The sequence below is a fragment of the Bradyrhizobium nitroreducens genome, assembly GCF_002776695.1.
Taxonomy (GTDB): domain Bacteria; phylum Pseudomonadota; class Alphaproteobacteria; order Rhizobiales; family Xanthobacteraceae; genus Bradyrhizobium; species Bradyrhizobium nitroreducens.
Window position 1 is genome coordinate 1,767,038 of record NZ_LFJC01000003.1, and the last position, 18,336, is coordinate 1,785,373.

Sequence of the window (18,336 nt, forward strand, 5' to 3'; positions counted from 1 at the left end):
TGTGCGTTTCGTTCGCGCCGGACCGTCCGCACCTCATATGCAGGCCGGCCTGGACTGCCTGCTGTTACATAAGGAGAATCCCAATGACCACTCTCAAGCTGTTGTCGACCGGACTGATCGCGGTCGCGATGCTCGGCGGACCTGTCGCGGCGCATACGAGCCATGCCGTCGCGCGATCGTCCGCCATGCAAGCCAATTCGGTCGCATCGGAGGGGCTCGTCTACCAGGGCGGCCGCGTCTGCGTTCCCGCGCCGCGGGTCGGCGCGTTCGCGACGGCACCGTGGACCGGCGACAACGTTCCCTGTGAGCCGGGCACCGCCGGTCTCCAGTTCTGATGACAACGCGGTCGGCCGGGCACCTCGCCGGCCCGCAGCCGTTCAACGATGCAGGCGGGCCGGTCTCGGGCCCGCCTGTCGCCATGAGGAACACGCCTGCCTTTGTCCGGATCATTTGCTGATGCGCCGCCCTCCGCGCCTGACATCGAATTCAGTGGGATTGTCGCGCGGGCTCTCCAACTCTCCTCACGATGGCGCTTGCCGACGGCACAACGCTGCAGCGATGGCAATCGGCCGGCCGGCATACGGACACGAAAGGAGTCTCCCATGAAAGCGGTATTGACGATCCTGGCAACGGTGGCGCTTGCCTCAGCGCTGACGGTTGGAACGGCTGAGGCACATGGCGGTGGCGGCGGCCACGGCGGGTTTGGTGGTGGCGGCTTCGGCGGCGGACACGCGGGCTTTGGCGGCGGCGCGCATTTCGGCGGCATGGGACATGCCGGCAGATTTGGCGACGGAGCCCGGTTCGGTGGCGAACGCCTTGGCTTCGGCGGCCACGCCGGTGGCCTGCGCCAGCACGCGTTTCGTCGCTATGGCGGCGTCGGGACCGGATATGGTTTCTATGGCGTCTATCCGGATTGCCATGACTGGTATGAGCTGCATCCGGCCCAACCGCGCCCCCTGAGCTGCGGGTAGGCCCGCGTGCATAGTGCCGATCGGCCTGGACACAAAAAGGCGCAGTGCCAGCCGATCGCACATGCTGTCGATGTTCCGCCCTCGCTCTAGGCGATCTCTCCGCCCTCTTAAGCCAAAGGGCGCTGCGAGGCCATGGGTGGAGCCCTCATGAGAAGGCTCCGCCGGTGCGGGCCAGCTTGTCGAACACCATAACCCTGCGAGCCAGATCTTGTCGGTTGCGTCGGTCAAAGCGAGATCGGCTGTCCACGACGCCCGCTGCGGAACCTCGCCCTCGTGCGTTTTCACTGCGGCACGTGCATTCCGGAAATACCGGCGCTCCCGCAACTTTCTATCTTCCTGCGAAGATCAGTTTCAGCCGGAGAACGCAGATGCGCGCACAACTCCATCCGGAACCCAGCGCCTCCTCGCACTTGGCCCTGCGCACCGTTGCAGTCGCCGTTCTCCTTGCATCCCTGATGATCGAGACTGCATGGCCGACGTCCTCCGGACAAGCGTAGCTGCGCCGGCCCCGGACCGAGTGCACCAATCAACACCGATCCGGCCGGTACGCCGAAGCCAGGCTTCGAAAAGGAAACATATCAGTGAAACGATTTGCCATCGCCGCGCTTGCCACCCTCGTCGTCGCTTCGCTGGCAGGCGGCGCCATCCTCTATCTCAAGCGATTGTCTCCGGCCGAGGCTGCAATGCCGGTGTCCGAGGCCGCCGTGCCGGTCGTCGCGAGTGCCGTAAGTGGAAAGGATGTTCCGATCTATCTGCACGGCATCGGCACGGTAGCCGCCTACAACACTGACGTTGTGCGCAGCCAGATCCAGGGCCAGCTGATCAGGATCACGTTCAAGGAAGGGCAGACCGTCAAGGCCGGCGATCTGCTGGCGGAGATCGATCCCCGTCCCTATCAGGCACAGATCGAGCAGTTCACGGCCAACCGCGCGCGCGATCAGGCCCAACTCACAAATGCCGAAGCCAATCTGTCGCGGGACACCCAGCTCGGAGACAAGGGCTATGCGACGCCGCAACTGGTCGACACGCAGAAGGCGCAGGTCGCGCAATTGCAAGCAGCCGTCCAGGCGGACCAGGCCCAGATCGATCAGGCCAATGTCCAGCTCAGCTATACCCGGCTGACCTCGGCCATTTCCGGCATCACCGGTGTCCGGCAAGTCGACATCGGCAACGTGATTCATCCGACCGATCCGAATGGCCTCGTCGTGGTCACCCAGATCGAGCCGATCTCGCTGCTGTTCACGTTGCCGCAAGCTGATCTGACCGCCATCCAGGACCGGATGGCGAAAGGGCCCATGAAAGTCATCGCCTACAGCCAGGACAACGGGATGAAGCTGGATGAAGGCGACCTGCTGCTCGTCGACAACGAGATCGCGGGTACCACGGGCACCATTCAGCTCAAGGCCACATTTCCCAATCATCAGCACCGGTTGTGGCCGGGACAGCTGGTGAATGCGCGTCTTCTGCTGGAGACGCGCAAGGACGCCATCAGCATCGCCGGCTCGGCCGTGCAGCAGGGCCAGAGCGGCACGTATGTCTATGTCGTGAAGCCGGACCAGACTGCTGAATTGCGGACCATTCACGTCGCCCAGATCACCGACGGGCAGGCGCTTGTCGATCAAGGCCTCAAACCGGGTGAGGTCGTCGTGATAGACGGCCAGTACCGTCTCAAGGAGGGCAGCCGCGTCAAGCAACTGCATGGCAAGGCCGCGCAGGAAGCCGACCTGCAAAGCGCGGTGCAGGACGCCATCCCATGAACCTCTCCGCACCCTTCATCCTGCGCCCGATCGCGACCGCTCTGCTCATGGCAGGGCTGCTGCTGTGCGGACTTGCGACCTATCCGCTGCTGCCGGTCGGAGCGCTGCCGAACGTCAATTACCCGACCATCCAGATCTCAGCTCAATTGCCCGGAGCCGATCCGCAGACCGTCGCGTCCTCGATAGCCACGCCGCTGGAACAGCAGTTGAGCCAGATTCCCGGCATCACCCAGCTCACCTCCTCCAGCGCGCTCGGCGTAGCGCAACTCACGGTGCAGTTCGAGTTGTCGCGCACCGTCGACAGCGCGGCCACCGACGTGCTCGCGGCGATCAATGCCGCAAGCCCCTTTCTTCCGCCGAACATCCCCTACCCGCCGACGATCAGGAAAGTGAATCCAGCCGAGACGCCGATCATGCTGATCGCACTGTCTTCGGATTCGCTGCCACTGACGACGGTCGATGCCTACGCCGAAAACATCCTGCTGCCGAAGATTTCGCAAATCCCGGGCGTGGGTCTCGTCGGAATCGGTGGGCAGCAAAAGCCTGCCATCCGCATCCGGGTCAACCCGCAGGCGCTGGCCGCACGCGGCATCAGCCTAGAGGACGTCCGCAGCGTGATCTCTGCGGCCAATGTCGATCAGCCCAAGGGCACGCTCAACAGCCCGCGTGTCACCTACACGCTCAACACCAACGACCAGCTGCTCAAGCCGTCGGCCTATGAAGATCTCGTCATCGCTTACCGCAATGGCTCGCCGGTGCGCATTCGCGATATCGGCTATGCCATCGACGCGTCCGAAAACGACCTGTTGGCGGGCTGGTATGACAGGCAGCCCGCGATCATCCTGGCGGTGCAGCGGGTGCCCGGCGCCAATGTCATCGAGACCGTTGACCGCATCAAAGCATTGCTGCCGACGCTGCAGGCTTCCGTGCCGCCGGCAGTCAAGGTGGCAATCGCCGCCGACCGCACCCAAACCATCCGCGCTTCCGTCGAGGACGTCCAGTTCACGCTGATGCTGACGGTAGCGCTGGTGGTGATGGTCATCTTCGTTTTCTTGCGCAACTTCTGGGCCACGGTCATTCCAGCGGTCACCGTCCCATTGTCGCTGGTCGGCACATTCGCAGTGCTCTATGGGCTCGGCTACAGCCTCGATAACCTGTCTTTGATGGCGCTTTCGATCGCGGTCGGGTTCGTGGTCGACGACGCCGTGGTGGTGATCGAGAATATCGTGCGTCACCTCGAGGAGGGCATGACGCCGATGCAAGCAGCGCTGAAGGGCTCGGAGGAAATCGGCTTCACCATCGTTTCCATCACGCTGTCTCTGATCGCGGTATTCATTCCGCTGTTCCTGATGGGCGGTTACGTCGGAAAGCTATTCCAGGAGTTTGCCATCACCATTACGGCCTCGCTGCTGCTGTCGCTGGTGATATCACTGACATTGACCCCGATGATGTGCGCGCGCCTGCTCAAGGACGAATCGCGCAAGAAGCACAACCGGATCTATCTCGCGTTCGAACGCGGCTTCGACGCCCTGCTCGCGCTGTATGCACGTGGCCTGCGGATCGTGCTGCGTCACCGCTCCGCCACGCTGATGGTGATGCTCGGCACCATCGCACTGACCGGCTACCTCTACGTGATCATCCCGAAGGGATTTTTCCCGCAGCAGGACACCGGCCAGATCGTGGGCATCACCGAGGCCTCGCAGGACATCTCGTTCCCGGCGATGTCCGAGCGCCAGCAAGCGCTGGTCAATGTGCTGCTGCAGGATGCAGCGATCCAGTCCGTAGCGAGCTATATCGGCCCGGGTGGCCCAACGGCGACCCTCAACCAGGGGCGTGTCTTCGTCATCCTGAAACCCAAACCGGAACGAAAGGCGAGCGCGGACGAGATCATCAATCGGCTCAAGCCGAAGCTCGCCCGTATCCAGGGCATCACCCTCTACATGCAGGCGGCGCAGGACATCACCATCGGCGCGAGGCTGTCGAAGACACAGTATCAATTCACGCTGACGGACGCCGATTCCAACGAGCTGACTCACTGGGCAAACATCTTCCTGGAACGGATCCGCAAGATCGACGGCGTCACCGATGTTGCCAGCGACGAGGCCAATGCCGGCCCGAAACTGGACGTCACAGTCGATCGCGAGGTCGCTTCGAGCTTCGGCGTCCTGCCCTCGACGATCGACAACACGCTCGACGACGCCTACGGCCAGCGCATCGTCTCCACCATGTTCACCTCGTTGAACCAGTATCACGTGATTCTGGAGGTCGATCCGCGCTTCCAGTACGGCCCGGACGCACTGAAGGACATCTACGTGAATTCATCGAGCGGCAAGCAGGTCCCCTTGAGTGACCTCGTCCACACTGCGATCAGGCCGGCGCCGATTCTGATCAACCACCAGAGCATGTTTCCGTCCGTTACGATCTCGTTCAATCTCAGGCCCCGCGTGGCCCTGGGCGATGCGGTAGCCGCGATCCAGAAGATGGAGAAGGACACCGGCAAGCCGGCGTCGCTCGCGACCTCGTTCCAGGGCAACGCGCAGGCCTTCCAATCTTCGTTGAAGGGGACGCCGCTCTTGATCGGGCTCGCACTGGTCGTGATCTACATCATCCTCGGCGTGCTCTATGAGAGCCTGATCCACCCCATCACGATTCTGTCGACCCTGCCGTCGGCCGGCATCGGCGCGCTATTGCTTCTGATGGCCGCGCATATGGACCTCAGCGTGATCGCCATCATCGGCATCATCCTCCTGATTGGCATCGTCAAGAAGAACGGCATCATGCTGGTGGATTTCGCGCTCGAAGTGCAACGACAACGTGGCCTGAGCCCTGCGGATGCAATCTACCAGGCCTGCACGCTGCGCTTCCGGCCGATCCTCATGACGACGATGGCTGCCCTGCTCGGCGGCGTACCGTTGATGATCGGCACCGGCGCCGGATCGGAGCTGCGCCAGCCACTCGGCTATACCATCGTCGGCGGCCTCATGCTGTCGCAGGTCCTGACGCTCTACACGACGCCCGTGGTCTATCTCTATCTCGACCAGCTCGGCGCGTGGTTCTCAAGAGCAAAGTCCCCAGCGCCGGGGCGTCCCCCTCAGCCCTCGGCCGAACACGATCCGAGGTTGACTCATGAGTCTGCTTGACAAGGTGGCGCGTCGCGGAAAAGGTCGTAGTTCCCGACAAAGGCGTCCCATTCGACGCCCATGCGGTCACCGAGCGTGGCCTTGGCGACGCCGGCGATGATCGCAACCTCGCTTTACAAATGCTCGGAGGCCGGTTTGTTGCGGCCGCCCGAAGCGTGCATCATTGACATCGAATCTTCCACTGTGATCGACTCCGGGCCGCCAGCTGGGATATCGATCTCGGTGCGGCCAAGGCAAGGCAGGATCAATACGTTCTTGCCGTGGATGAGGTGGCTGCGGTTCAATTTGGTCGAGAATCCTCCAGCAGCACGGTGCCCTTGCCGACGCCGATCGATTGCGGCAGGCCGACACTCGTCCTCAACCGGCGAAGGCCGCCTGCGCCTCCGGCAGATCCCAGATCTTGCCGATCGCAGCCGAGCCGGCCGCCGCGATCGCGGCCTCGTCGCCGTGAACATAATGGCCCGCGTCGATCAGCACGCGCCCGTCGACGATGACCTGATCGATGTTGGCGCGGTTGGCGAGCGCGACCAGCGCGCGCCTTGGATCATAGAGCGGCTGCAGATGGGGATGAGTGAGGTCGACAATGGTGAGATCGGCGGTCGCGCCGGGCGCGATCGTGCCAAGGTCCGGTCGGTTGATGACGGCGGCCGCGGTCGCCGTGACCGACTCGATCAATTCGGGGGAGTTCGCCACTTCGGGCCGCTGCGACACGATCTTGGAGATCAGCGAGGCGGCGTTAAGCTCGCCGAGCAAATCCATGTTGTAGCCGTCGGTACCGACGACGGTGCACACGCCATGCTCGGCAAAGCGGCTGAACGCGGCCGTGACGCCGGCACGCGCAAAGACGCGCGGGCAGTTCAGCACGGTGGCGCCGCGCGCCGCCATCAATTTCAGATCGTCGTCGGTCGAGGCGATGCAGTGCGCCGCTAGCAAATCCGGAGCCAGGAGACCAAGCCAGTCGAGATATTGCGCCGGCGTGCGGTCGCCGTAGCGCTTGCCGATGGTCTCGACCTCGGCGCGGCTCTGCGCCAGATGCGTCGTGACGGGAACGCCAAGCTCGCGCGCCCGTGCGGCGCAGGCGCGCAGCAGATCCGGGCCACAGGTGTCGGTAGCATGCGGACTCATGGCGAGGCCGATGCGGCCGTTGCCCCGGCCGTTCCAGCGCTGATAGAGCGTGTCCCAGGTCGCCATATCGGCCGCGCCGTCGTCGCCGGCATAGCGGACCAAGCCGTCCGCGCCGGCCTTGGCGTCGGAGGTGGAGAACAGATAGGGCGCCCCGTAGAAACGGATGCCCATCTCCTCCGCCGCGTCGAACATTTCCGGAATCGTGTTGCGGAAAGGCTCCATCACCGTGGTAGCGCCCCCCTTCAGGAGCTGGAGGATGCCAAGCCGCGCCACCGCAAGCCGCTCCTCCTTCGTCAACAGGTCAGCGCCGCGCTTGGTAAGCGGCAAGAGCACCGTGTACACAATGCTCTGATTGTTGCGGCGGCCGTTGCCGTCCTCGGTGTGGCTGCGCGCTACCGCCTCGCTGAAGCAGTGGTTGTGCAGGTTCAACAGGCCTGGCAACACGAAGCGGCCGGGCTTGTCATAAACTTGCTCCGCGGCGGGTCGGTCGCGCGTAACCGCAGCGATCTTCCTGTCCTCGATCAACACCCAATGGTCGCGCAGGACATCCTGCGCACCCTCCTTGCGTGACAGCACATAGCTGCCGAAGATCGCGATCGTGCTCATGCGGGGCGTACGTTCCAGAAGACGGCGGTGCCGTCGAGAATGCCGGTGATGCTCTTGCGATAGGCGGTCGGCTGCTTGTACTGGCCGATCGGAATATACGGGATCTCCTCAAAGGCCAGCGCCTGGATCTCGCGGCAGATACGCTGCTGCTCGGCGAGGTCGGAGGCCGCCAGCCATTGGCTGCGCAGCGCGCCCATCTTGTCGCTCTTGTACCAGCCGGCCACCTTGCCTTCGCCGCGCAGATTGGTATTGCCTGCCGGATTGAGCCAGTCGATGCCCTGCCAGTTGGCGACCGCCGCGCTCCAGCCGCCCTGCCCGATCGGATCCTTCTTGAGCTGCCGTTGCAGTACCACGGCGAAATCGAGGCCGGCATATTCGGCGTTCATGCCGGCCTTTCGCAAGCTGTCGACCGCGATCTCGCCGAGCGGCTTTTGCGCCAGCGAATTGGTCGGGACGAGCAGCACGATCTTCTCGCCCTTGTAGCCGGCGGCCGCCAGGTCCGCCCTGACCTTGGCGTAGTCGCGCAGCCCGCGGAAGACATCGAGCCCGACGTCACTCGCCATCGGCGTATCCGGCGCGAAGAAACCGATCGGCGAATACTGATGGGCGGGATCGCTGCCCGCGACAGCCGTCATGAAGTTCGACTGATCGATCGCGCCCAAGAGCGCGCGGCGGACGGCGGGATTGTCGAACGGCGGCTGCAGATGATTGAGGCGCAGCATGCAAGTGTAGCCTCTGGGATCGAGGATCCGCGTCTCGATATCCTCGGCCGCGCGCAACACCGGCAACAGATCATGCGGCGTGGTTTCCTGCCAGTCCTGCTCGCCGGTCTGCAGCGCGGCGACGCCGGTGCCGGCGTCGGGCGTGGTCGTCCACACCACGCGGTCGTAGTGAACGATCTTGGGACCCGCGGTCCAGTCCGGCTTGCCGTCGCTGCGCGGCTGATAGCGGTCGAACTTCGCATAGGCGTTGCGCGCGCCCTGCACGCGCTCGTCGGCGAGGTAGCGGAACGGACCGCTGCCGATCACTTCGGTCAATGGCTTGAACGGATCCTGGCTCGCCAGCCGCTCCGGCATCATGAAGCAGGCGTTGATGGCGGCCTTGCCGAGTGCCTGCGGCAGGAGCGGAAACGGTCGCTTGAGGCGGAAGCGGATGGTGCGGTCGTCCGCCGCCGAGAGCTCGTCGGTCGCCTCCATGAGCTCGCCGCCAAAGCCGTCGCGCACCGCCCAGCGGCGGATGCTCGCGACGCAATCGCGCGCCAGCACCTTTTCGCCGTCGTGCCAGAACAACCCATCGCGCAGGGTGAGATCCCATTGGCGGCCGTCGCCGGAGACGACATGGCCGGACAGCATCTGCGGCGAAACTTCGAGCGATGAGCCCATGCCATAGAGCGTGTCGTAGACCATGAAACCATGGTTTCGAGACACCTGTGCGGTGGAGTAGATCGGATCGACGAAGGCGAGATCGATCACCGGAATGAAGCGCAGCGTGGTCTGCGCTTCAGCGCGCAAAATCCCCGGCAGCGACAGCGCCGGCACGGCGGCCGCGGCCTTGAGCAGCGAACGACGGGACAAGGGCATCGAAACAAGACTCCTAGGACGCGAAGCGGGCGAGGCGGCCGATCGGCGCGCCCAGCACCTCGTCGTCACGCATGACGGTGTGGCCGCGCACGATGGTGGCGAGCGGCCAGCCGGTGATCGGCTTGCCGGCGAACGGCGTCCAGCCGCAGGGCGAAACGATCCAGGACTCTTCGATGGTGCGCTTTGCCTTCATGTCGACCAGCGTGAAGTCGGCGTCATAGCCGGCCGCGAGCCGCCCCTTGCCGACGAGGCCGTAGACCCGGGCAGGACCGGCCGCCATGAGATCGACGAGCCGTGACAGAGACAGCCGTCCGGCATTGACGTGGTCGAGCATCACGGGAACCAGCGTCTGCACGCCGGTCAGCCCAGCCGGGCAATCCGGCCACGGCAGTTCCTTAGCGGCACGCGAATGCGGCGCATGATCGCTGCCGATCGTGTCGACGACGCCGTCGCGCAGCGCGGCCCAGCTCGCCTCGCGATGCCGCTCGCCCCGGATCGGCGGGTTCATCACGCCAAAGCCCTTGAGTGTGTCGTAGCAGTCTGGGGCGACCTGCGTGAGGTGATTGACCAGCACCTCGACCGTCGCGACGTCGCGGTGGTCGCGCAGATAACCCAGCTCCTCCGCGGTCGAGACGTGGAGAATATGCGCGGGGCGGCCGGTCTTGCGCGCCAACGCCATCAGGCGGCGGGTGCCGAGGAAGGCGCATTCTTCGTCGCGCCACTCCATATGCGAGCGATGCGGCATGCCGCGCGAAAACATGGGCTTGCGCGCCTGGAGACGGTATTCGTCCTCGCTGTGGAAGGCGATGCGGCGGCGGCCAGCGCGCATGAGCTTTTCGAGGTGCTCGTCGTCTTCCACGAGCAGTGACGCGGTCGAGGAGCCGGCGAACACCTTGATGGCGCAGACTCCCGCCTCGCTTTCGAGATGGGCAAGCTCGCCGATATTGGTCTTGGCGCCGGCAATGTACAGGCCGATGTCGCACCAGCTCTGCTGCTCGGCGTAGCCGCGCTTCCAGTCGAGCCGCTCCTGATCGACGATGGGCGGATTGGTGTTGGGCATGTCGAATAGGGTGGCGATGCCGCCGAGCACCGCGGCGCGAGTGCCCGTGCCGAGCGTCTCCACCTTGGCATCGCCGGGATCGCGCAGATGGACATGGCTGTCGATCAGTCCGGGCAGCACGTGAAGTCCGCTGGCATCGATCACATGATCGGCAGTGTCGGCCGATGTCGCCGACAGCGTCGTGATCAGGCCGCCGGTGATGCCGACATGGGCTGCCTCCTCGCCCCAGGGCGTGACGCAGGTGCCGTTCCGGATCAGGAGATTAAAATGCATCATTTGCCTTTCATTGTCTCAACAGGACCGCGCCGATGGCTGCGGCGACGGCCTGCTGCGACGGCTCGACCACGGGCACGCCGATCGCCTGCTCGATCGCGGCGCGATGCGAGGCCATGCCGGCGCAACCCATCACCACGACGTCGGCGCCGCGCTGAGCGACCAGCGCGCGGCCCGCTTCGATAAGGCGCTCACGGATATCTGCACTTGCGGTTTCCACGGCGCTCGCGCCCACCGACCAGCTTTCGGCATAGCGGGCCTCTACGCCCATCTGCCGCACCATGCGCTGCTGGCGGCGGATGCTCTGCGCTGACAGTGCGATGATGCCGAACCGCTCGCCGAGCGTCAGCGCGCGCAGAATGCCCCACTCGGCGATGCCCATGACGGGACGTCCGCCGGCGGCTTCGCGCACCGCATGCAGGCCGGGATCGCTGAAGCAGGCGATCACGAACGCATCCGCATCGTCCCTCGCGACGCGGTTCACCAGCGGCATGACGACACTGTCGGCATCGCGCTGCGAGGCGATGCCGGGCGGACCTTCGGCAAGACCAACAACCGTGATCTCGGGCCCGCCCACAATCCGCAACGGTGCCACCGCTTCATCGATCGCCGCCGTGACCGACGCCGAGGAGTTCGGATTGATGGTCAGGATGCGGCGAAAGGACGATGTCATGGCTCGGTTCACCTGACTTGGCTCAATGATTGCCCGACTCGTGGCGCTGGAAGTTTGCGGCGATCTCGCGGCCGGTGGTGATCCAGAGATCGGGACAGGATTTTGAGTAGGTCAGGAATTCGCGCAACAGACGAAGCCGCATGGGACGTCCGCTGCATTGCGGATGCAGCACCGTCGTCACCATCGCTCCCCAGTCCCTGACCTCGTCGAGCTCGTCCTTCCAGAGCGAGAGCACGTGCTCCCTGGGGAAGATCGAGCGCGGGCTGAAGCGCGCGGAGAGACCATGCATCCAGTCGTCATAGCTCGCAGTGACCGGCAACTCGATCGTACCCGGCTTACCGTCGGCGAGACGATGGCGATAGGGCCGCACGTCGTCGCGGAACGACGAAGTGTAGACGATGCCGTGGCGCACCAGCGCCTTGCGCAACTCCTCGGTGAACTCGCCATAAGGCGCACGGTAGCCGATCGGCTTGACGCCGAGCCGGCGCTTCAGCACCTCAAAACCGCGCTCGAGCTCTTCCTCGATCCAGGGGTCGCCGGGATCAGGCAGAAGATGATGGTAGCCATGATGGCCGATCTCGTGGCCGGCCTTGAGGATCGACTCGGCCATTGCCGGATGCGCATCCACCGACCAGCCCGTAACGAAGAACGTCGCCTTGAGATCGAGCTGGCCGAGCAGCTCCAAGAGCTTCGGCGTGCCGACGCGCGCTTCATAGCCGCCATAGCTCATGGTGATCAGGCGCTGGGCGTGGACCGCGTCCTTGCTGGTCCAGGCGCTCTCCGCGTCCACGTCGAACGACAGGAACATCGCCGACGTATAGGGTTTTGGCCAGGGATAATCCGGTGCAGGGTCCGCCGTATTGGCCGGGACGAGCGGGATGCTCGCGAGTGCCTTACTGTCCAGCATTGATGGTCGCCTTCTCGATTCCGTTGTCGGTCAACTTCCATTTTGCAAGCAGAGCACGATAGGTGCCATCCGCAATCAGCGCATCGACCGCCTGCGCCATCGCCTCTTGCAATGTCTTCTCCTTGACCGGCAGGGCGATCCCGGTGAACTGCTGCGCGATGGTCTCGCCGACTGGCGCGTAGACGCCAGGTTCGAGATCCATGAGATAGGGCAACGTCTCGTTGCCCTGCACGGCGGCGTCGATGCGGCCCTGCCTGAGCTGGTTGCGGGCGTCGCCCGAGCCGTCGGTGCCGACGAAGACGATCGGGTTGCTGACGCAATTCTTCTCGCTCCATGCCGCGATCTGCGCCGGAAATGAGGTGCGGCGGCTGGCGCCGACCTTCTTGCCGCAGAGCGCGGCCATGTCCTTGAACTCAGCTGCGCGGGACTGCTGCACGAAGAAACGCGGGCCGCTGCGCAGGTAATCGACGAAAGTCGCCGTCTCGTGCCGGCTCGCATAGTCGGTGAAGCCCGACAGCACCGCATCCACCCGGCCGGTCGAAATCGACGGCATGAATTCGGCAAAGCTGGTCTCCTGCCATTCGATCTTGACGCCGAGCTTGCGGCCGAGCGCCTCGCCGAGTTCGACGTCGAAGCCGGACAGCGCATTGGTGGCGGGATCGCGGAACTCCATCGGCGGATAGTTCGGCACGACTGCGACCTTGAGGCTGCCGCGCTTGACGATCTCCGCCGGCAGCTCGCCCGCCACCGCCGATACACCCGTGGCCAGCAGCAGCACCGCCACAACAACAGCAACCCTCTTCATCAAAACGCCCCCATGTCAGATCACCGCCGAGAGAAAAGCCTTGGTGCGCGCCTCGCGCGGCGCGCCGAGAACTTCCGACGCCCGCCCCTGCTCGACGATCGCGCCATGGTCCATGTAGACGACGCGGTCGGCGACTTCCCGCGCGAAGCCGAGCTCATGCGTCACCACCATCATGGTCATGCCGCTCCGCGCGAGCTCCTTCATGACCGCCAGCACCTCGCCGACGAGCTCGGGGTCGAGCGCGCTGGTCGGCTCGTCGAACAGCATCAGCATCGGCTTCATGGCGAGTGCGCGGGCAATCGCCACGCGCTGCTGCTGGCCGCCGGAAAGCTGCGCCGGATAGGACTCCGCCTTCGCCGACAGGCCGACGCGCCTGAGCAGCTCGATCGCTTCAGCGCGCACCTCGTCCGGCTTGCGGCCCTGCACCTGCACCGGGCCTTCGGTGATGTTCTCGATCGCCGTCTTGTGCGGGAACAGGTTGAAGCGCTGAAACACCATGCCGGTCTTCAGCCGCTGCTGCGCGAGCTGCCGTTCGGTCAGGCGATGTAACCGCCCGCCCTCTTCCCGCACGCCGAGCAATTCGCCGTCGAGCCAAATGCCGCCGCTGTCGATCGCGGTAAGCTGATTGATGCAGCGAAGCAGCGTGGTCTTGCCCGAACCGGAGGCGCCGATCAGGCACATCACCTCGCCGGCCCACACATCCAGCGAAACACCCTTGAGAGCCTGAAACTCCCCGAAGGCCTTGCTGACGGATCGGATCGCGACGAGGGGCTTTGTCATCGGGCGAACTGCAGCGTACCGCGGGCAAAGCGTCGCTCGAGCAGCATCTGGAGCGGCGTCAGGATCGACACCACGAGAAGGTACCAGATACCGGCGACGATCAGGAGCTCGATCACGCGCGAATTGGCGTAATAGATGTTCTCGGCGTTGTGCAGCACCTCCGGATACTGGATGACGCTGGCGAGCGAGGTGGCTTTGACCAGGCCGATGAATTCGTTGCCGATCGGCGGGATCACCACCCGCATCGCCTGCGGCAGGATGATCCGGCGCAGCGCACGCAGCCGCCCCATGCCGATCGCCTGCGCGGCCTCATATTGTCCAATGTCGACCGACAGCATGCCTGCGCGCATGACTTCGGATGTGTAGGCGCCCTGATTGATGCCGAGGCCGAGCAGCGCCGAGAGGAATGGCGTCATGACGTCAACGGCGCGCGCCGACCACAAGCCGGGAATGCCGATCGTCGGAAACACCAGTGCAAGGTTAAACCACAACAGCAATTGCAGGATCAGCGGCGTGCCGCGGAACAGCCAAGTATAGCCCGTAGCGACCGATTTCAGCACCGGATTAGGCGATAACCGCATGATCGCGACCACGACCCCGAGGAAAATGCCGAGCGCCATGGCGAGCACCGCCATCACCATGGTGTTGACGATGCCTTCCAGGATGACCTTGGCGGTCAGGAAGCGGCTGACATAGGACCATTCGATCTGGCCGTTGGCGAAGGCGCGCGCGACGGCGGCGAGCACCAGAACGATCAGAGCCGCGCTGAACCAGCGGAACCAGTGCGGTTCACGCGCGACATGCATCCCGGAGAGATCGGGAAATCCTTCCGCGAGTGCGGGTGCCGCCTTCATTGCGGCGCCGCGTTCATCAGGGGCTCGGCGACCGCGTTCGAACCCAAGCCCCATTTGTCGAGGATGGCCTTGTACGAGCCATCGGCGATCATGGCCTTGAGCTTCTCCGCTACTGCCTCGCGCAAGGCCGCGTCATCCTTGCGAAACATGATGCCCTGATAGCCTTTCGCGAAGGGCTCGCCGACGATACGGTATTTGCCGGCCTCCTGCGATTGCGCATAGGGCAAGGTCTCGCTGCCCTGCACCGCGGCGTCGATCCGTCCCTGCTTGAGCTGGTTGCGCACGTCGATCGAGTTCTCGCCGGGAACGTATTGGATCGCAGGATTGCCGACCGCCTCGCAGTTCTGCTTGCTCCACTTGTCGATCTCGAGGGGGAAGCTGGTGCTGCGCGTCGTGCCGACCTTCTTGCCGCAGAGATCGGTGGCAGCCTTCGCCTCGCTCCCGGCCATGACGAAGAACTGCGGCCCTGTGGTCAGGTAATCGATGAAGTCGGCCGTCTCGCGCCGCGAGCTGCGGTCGGAAATGCCCGAGATGATGAAATCGGCCCGCTTGGTCTGGAGCGAGGGGATCAGCTCGGCGAAAGGCGTCTCGCTCCAGACGATCTTGAGGCCCCCGAGCCGCTTGGCGAGCTCGCCCGCGAGATCGATGTCGAGCCCCACGAGCTCGTTGGTCGCGGGATCGCGATACTCCATCGGCGCGTAAGTCGAGTTGACCGTGAGCCGCAACGTGCCGGCCTGCTTGATCTCTGCCGGCAGCTCGGCCGCCTGTGCCGAACCGACGGCGAGAAGCGCCGCGAAACCGGAGAACATCGAGAGGCGTGTCATGTCAGCTCCTTGCCCGCACCGTGCCCGGCGTTTCAAATCAATCCGCATCGAGAACGGCCGGCTCGATGACGCCGGCACGCTCCGTGATCACTCTGTATTGCTCCGGCCGCCGGTGAGCGGCGAAGTTGAACATCTTGTCCTTGCCCTGGCGGCAGAGATCGAGATCGATGTCGGCGACTATCACCTCGTCCGCCAGGCTCGTGGCCTGCGCCACGATGCGACCGTTCGGGTCGACGATGCAGGAACCTCCGATCAGCCCGGAGCCGTCCTCCTCGCCCGCCTTGGCTACCGAGATCGCCCAGGTCGCATTCATGTAGGCGTTGGCTTGGGTGACCAGCGTCGAATGGAAGGTGCGCAAGGACGCATCTTCCGTGCTACCGCCATTGGGATCATAGGCCGCGGAATTGTAGCCGATGCAGACGAGCTCGACGCCCTGAAGGCCGAGCACGCGCCAGGCTTCCGGCCAGCGGCGATCGTTGCAGATCATCATGCCCATGATCGCATTACCCCAGGCCGAGCCGGCGCGAAACGCGGGAAAGCCGAGGTCGCCATATTCGAAGTAGCGCTTCTCGAGCTGCTGGTAGCGCGCGCCCGGCCGCGGCTCGACCGAACCCGGCAGGTGCACCTTGCGATAGCGGCCGAGAATCTCGCCGGCGCGATCGACCAGGATCGCGCAATTGTAGCGCCGGCCATCTGCGGTCTGCTCGGCATAACCGACATAAAAGCCAACCCGTAGCGCGCGGGCACGATCGAACAGCGCTGCGACGGCCGGGTTGGGCATGCCCCGCTCGAAATACGCGTCGAGCGCGGCGCCTTCGAGCAACCAGCGCGGAAAGAAGGTCGTGAAGGCGAGTTCGGGAAACACCACGAGGTTCGCGCCACGACCGGCGGCCTCCTCCAGCAACGCCAGCATCCGGGACAGCGTATGCGCGCGCGTATCGGCTCTTTGCGTCGGCCCCATCTGGGCGGCGGCGGCGCGAAGGACACGAACCAAGATTGCCTCCAATCTGTGCGCGCTGCTGCCTCAATAGGCGAAGGAACTCTTTGATCCAGCGAGCAAATCCATCGCCATTACGCGGAAACCAAGCAGCAAAAGCAATCATTCGTGCTATGATTTTTTGGCCTACAGTATAATTGGTAATTATATGAATCTGCGCCAACTCGAGATCCTGCGAGCGGTCATTCGCCACCGGACCACGGTCGCGGCCGCCGATGAACTCGCGCTCTCGCAACCTGCGGTCAGCAATGCGCTCAAGACGATGGAAGCGCAGGCCGGCTTTGCGCTGTTCGAGCGCGTCAACAACCGGCTGTTTCCGACCATGGAGGCGATGGCGCTCTACAAGGAGAGCGAGGCGATCTTCGCGCTGCACGCCAAGCTCGAAAATCGCGTGCGGGACTTGCGCGACAACCGATCCGGACATTTGTCGATCGTGGCGACGCCGCCGCTCGCCTACAGCATCATTCCCTCCGCATTGTCGGGCTTTCTGCATCGCCGGCCGGAGACACGCGTGTTCTTCGACGTGCGCCGCTATGAAGGTATCATCGAGGGCGTCCTTAGCCGCGTTGCCGAACTCGGTTTCGCACTCGGCCTAAGTCACCATCCCGGCATTGCGCATGAGGTGGCCCATACCGGCGAGATGGTCTGCGTGCTGCCGCCGCAGCACCCGCTTGCCGCGCAACCCGTCATCTCGGCGTCCGACCTGGTCGGCCTGCCCTTCATCGGGCTCGAGCGCGGCACGCGCCTTGGCGAGGCTGTGCGGGCCAGTTTCGCACAGGCCGGCGCGTCCTTTCAGCCGACCGTCGAGGTTCGCTACTGCAATACGGCCTGCGTGCTGGCGGCTGCGGGTGTTGGCGTTGCGGTCGTCGATCCATTCTCTCCGCGCCAGAACAGCGGCAATGGCCTGATCGTCAAACCCTTCGCGCCCACGACACTTGCGGTCGCCTATATGCTGTGGTCCGAGGCCGCCCCTCTCTCGCGTTTGGCAAAGGCCTTCCTGGACGAGGTCCGCGCGGCGAGCCAAATGCTCACCAAGGGGTAAGTCGTCCTTGATGGTCTTGGGCGCTTCGATCCCTGAAGTGAGACCTTGCCGATGACTTCGAATTTTTCTCTTGCTGCCGGCTTCCACGCCGTCGTGATCGGCGGCGCCGGCGACATTGGCGCGGCGATCAGCAACCAGTTCTGCGATCTCGGGGCGACTGTCACGGCGACCGGCACCAACGATGCCGACCTTGCCCGGACGCAGCTGAAGCCGCGCGCGGGCCTCACGCTGGCGACGCCGGACGTCACAGATGATGCGGCCGTCACGTCCTTCGCCGGAAGACACACGCGCGTCGACGCGCTGGTCAATTGCGCCGGCATCCTGGCGCGCGACTAGGAATTCGAGGATATCGCCGGCGCGGTTGCGCTCCTCTGCATGCCGGCGTCGCAATATGCGACCGGCACTGTCGTTGCTGTCGATGGCGGGTTTCTCACCGGCTGACGTCGCGCGAGCATCCGCGGCCGCAAGTCGGCTGACGTCAGGCGACGCATCGCACAATGTCGCCGGAGATGTCTGGGAATGGTGCCATGACCATTTTCGCCGAGCTATCACCGCCTCACGCCATCGAGACCCGTTGAACCGCGAGCCAGCGCCCAACCGATCGATGCGTGGCGGATCCTCTCTCTGCCACGAATCCTTCTGCAATCGCTACCGCGTCGCGGCGAGAAGCTCCAATACGCCCGATTCCGCGTCGAGCAATATCGGCTTCCGCGTCGTGCGCACCGAGCCGCTGCGGGATCCTTCATAGGATGGAGCCGGCACTACATCCCGCGAGGCCTGCCGCTGCCCCCGGCATCCGGCTGCTACCGCTGTTCCTGCGCAATTTCGCGCGCAATCGCGAGACCGGCCTCGTGCTGGTCGCCATCGTCGTCGGACTGCTCAGCGGCGCGCTCGCTGCTGCGATCCCGAGCCTGAGCCAGGTCTCTCACGCGCTGACGTTGG

At 64.5% G+C, this 18,336-nt stretch carries 18 protein-coding genes and 1 pseudogene; 8 read left to right on the plus strand and 11 right to left on the minus strand.

All coding sequences use genetic code 11. The annotated features are described in order from the left end of the window. Positions 1-83: 83 nt before the first annotated feature. The 4 genes from TSA1_RS08805 to TSA1_RS08820 all read left to right on the plus strand — a co-directional run bounded on the left by TSA1_RS08805 (position 84) and on the right by TSA1_RS08820 (position 5,868). Positions 84-335 carry a hypothetical protein gene (locus tag TSA1_RS08805; RefSeq protein ID WP_100176014.1) on the plus strand — a complete coding sequence of 84 codons (252 nt, stop codon included), beginning with the start codon at positions 84-86 and terminating at the stop codon, positions 333-335. A gap of 267 nt (positions 336-602) precedes the next feature. Beyond that, positions 603-971: a hypothetical protein gene (locus tag TSA1_RS08810; protein ID WP_100176015.1), complete on the plus strand. Its 369-nt coding sequence runs from the start codon at positions 603-605 to the stop codon at positions 969-971. A gap of 581 nt (positions 972-1,552) precedes the next feature. After that, positions 1,553-2,728 carry an efflux RND transporter periplasmic adaptor subunit gene (locus TSA1_RS08815; RefSeq protein WP_245448162.1) on the plus strand — a complete coding sequence of 392 codons (1,176 nt, stop codon included), beginning with the start codon at positions 1,553-1,555 and terminating at the stop codon, positions 2,726-2,728. Then, positions 2,725-5,868, plus strand: coding sequence for an efflux RND transporter permease subunit (locus TSA1_RS08820; RefSeq protein ID WP_100176016.1), 3,144 nt, complete (start codon positions 2,725-2,727; stop codon positions 5,866-5,868). Before TSA1_RS08815 ends, TSA1_RS08820 begins: the two co-directional genes overlap by 4 nt. An 8-nt stretch (positions 5,869-5,876) precedes the next feature. On the opposite strand, the pseudogene TSA1_RS08825 reads toward TSA1_RS08820, so the two are convergent. From TSA1_RS08825 to TSA1_RS08875, 11 genes and pseudogenes are all read right to left on the minus strand, one after another. Next, positions 5,877-6,161: pseudogene (locus TSA1_RS08825) on the minus strand (FdhF/YdeP family oxidoreductase); the annotation flags it as partial. 64 nt (positions 6,162-6,225) lie between these two features. After that, positions 6,226-7,599 carry an amidohydrolase family protein gene (locus TSA1_RS08830; protein WP_100176017.1) on the minus strand — a complete coding sequence of 458 codons (1,374 nt, stop codon included), beginning with the start codon at positions 7,597-7,599 and terminating at the stop codon, positions 6,226-6,228. Beyond that, positions 7,596-9,179 (minus strand): ABC transporter substrate-binding protein, encoded by a 1,584-nt coding sequence (locus TSA1_RS08835; protein WP_100176018.1) that lies wholly within the window; start codon positions 9,177-9,179, stop codon positions 7,596-7,598. The genes TSA1_RS08830 and TSA1_RS08835 overlap by 4 nt, the downstream gene beginning before the upstream one ends. Positions 9,180-9,192: 13 nt before the next feature. Further along, on the minus strand, positions 9,193-10,512 hold the full coding sequence (locus tag TSA1_RS08840) for a dihydroorotase (RefSeq protein WP_100181037.1): 1,320 nt from the start codon (positions 10,510-10,512) through the stop codon (positions 9,193-9,195). A gap of 10 nt (positions 10,513-10,522) precedes the next feature. Further along, complete coding sequence (locus TSA1_RS08845) at positions 10,523-11,185, minus strand: aspartate/glutamate racemase family protein (RefSeq protein ID WP_100176019.1); 663 nt, start codon at positions 11,183-11,185, stop codon at positions 10,523-10,525. A 22-nt stretch (positions 11,186-11,207) separates the two neighbouring features. Further along, positions 11,208-12,092: a polysaccharide deacetylase family protein gene (locus tag TSA1_RS08850; RefSeq protein ID WP_100176020.1), complete on the minus strand. Its 885-nt coding sequence runs from the start codon at positions 12,090-12,092 to the stop codon at positions 11,208-11,210. Then, positions 12,079-12,897, minus strand: a complete 819-nt coding sequence (locus TSA1_RS08855; protein ID WP_100176021.1) for an ABC transporter substrate-binding protein — start codon at positions 12,895-12,897, stop codon at positions 12,079-12,081. The genes TSA1_RS08850 and TSA1_RS08855 overlap by 14 nt, the downstream gene beginning before the upstream one ends. Positions 12,898-12,912: 15 nt before the next feature. Further along, complete coding sequence (locus TSA1_RS08860) at positions 12,913-13,677, minus strand: amino acid ABC transporter ATP-binding protein (RefSeq protein WP_100176022.1); 765 nt, start codon at positions 13,675-13,677, stop codon at positions 12,913-12,915. Then, entirely contained in the window at positions 13,674-14,531 is an 858-nt protein-coding gene (locus TSA1_RS08865) for an amino acid ABC transporter permease (protein ID WP_174718825.1), read from the minus strand. Before TSA1_RS08865 ends, TSA1_RS08860 begins: the two co-directional genes overlap by 4 nt. Further along, positions 14,528-15,355: an ABC transporter substrate-binding protein gene (locus TSA1_RS08870; protein ID WP_100176024.1), complete on the minus strand. Its 828-nt coding sequence runs from the start codon at positions 15,353-15,355 to the stop codon at positions 14,528-14,530. The genes TSA1_RS08865 and TSA1_RS08870 overlap by 4 nt, the downstream gene beginning before the upstream one ends. A gap of 37 nt (positions 15,356-15,392) precedes the next feature. Further along, on the minus strand, positions 15,393-16,349 hold the full coding sequence (locus TSA1_RS08875) for an N-carbamoyl-D-amino-acid hydrolase (RefSeq protein WP_100176025.1): 957 nt from the start codon (positions 16,347-16,349) through the stop codon (positions 15,393-15,395). Positions 16,350-16,500: 151 nt separating this feature from the next. Between TSA1_RS08875 and TSA1_RS08880 the strand changes: the two genes are divergently transcribed. From TSA1_RS08880 to TSA1_RS41115, 4 genes are read left to right on the plus strand one after another with little or no spacing between them, the layout of a single operon-like run. Further along, a complete protein-coding gene (locus TSA1_RS08880) occupies positions 16,501-17,394 on the plus strand; it encodes a LysR family transcriptional regulator (RefSeq protein WP_100176026.1) in 894 nt (297 codons plus the stop codon). A gap of 51 nt (positions 17,395-17,445) precedes the next feature. After that, positions 17,446-17,730, plus strand: a complete 285-nt coding sequence (locus TSA1_RS08885; protein WP_245448164.1) for an SDR family NAD(P)-dependent oxidoreductase — start codon at positions 17,446-17,448, stop codon at positions 17,728-17,730. A gap of 12 nt (positions 17,731-17,742) precedes the next feature. Then, on the plus strand, positions 17,743-17,835 hold the full coding sequence (locus TSA1_RS41020) for a hypothetical protein (protein WP_347338564.1): 93 nt from the start codon (positions 17,743-17,745) through the stop codon (positions 17,833-17,835). Next, positions 17,813-18,142, plus strand: a complete 330-nt coding sequence (locus tag TSA1_RS41115) for a formylglycine-generating enzyme family protein (protein WP_430649795.1) — start codon at positions 17,813-17,815, stop codon at positions 18,140-18,142. The genes TSA1_RS41020 and TSA1_RS41115 overlap by 23 nt, the downstream gene beginning before the upstream one ends. Positions 18,143-18,336: the final 194 nt, after the last annotated feature.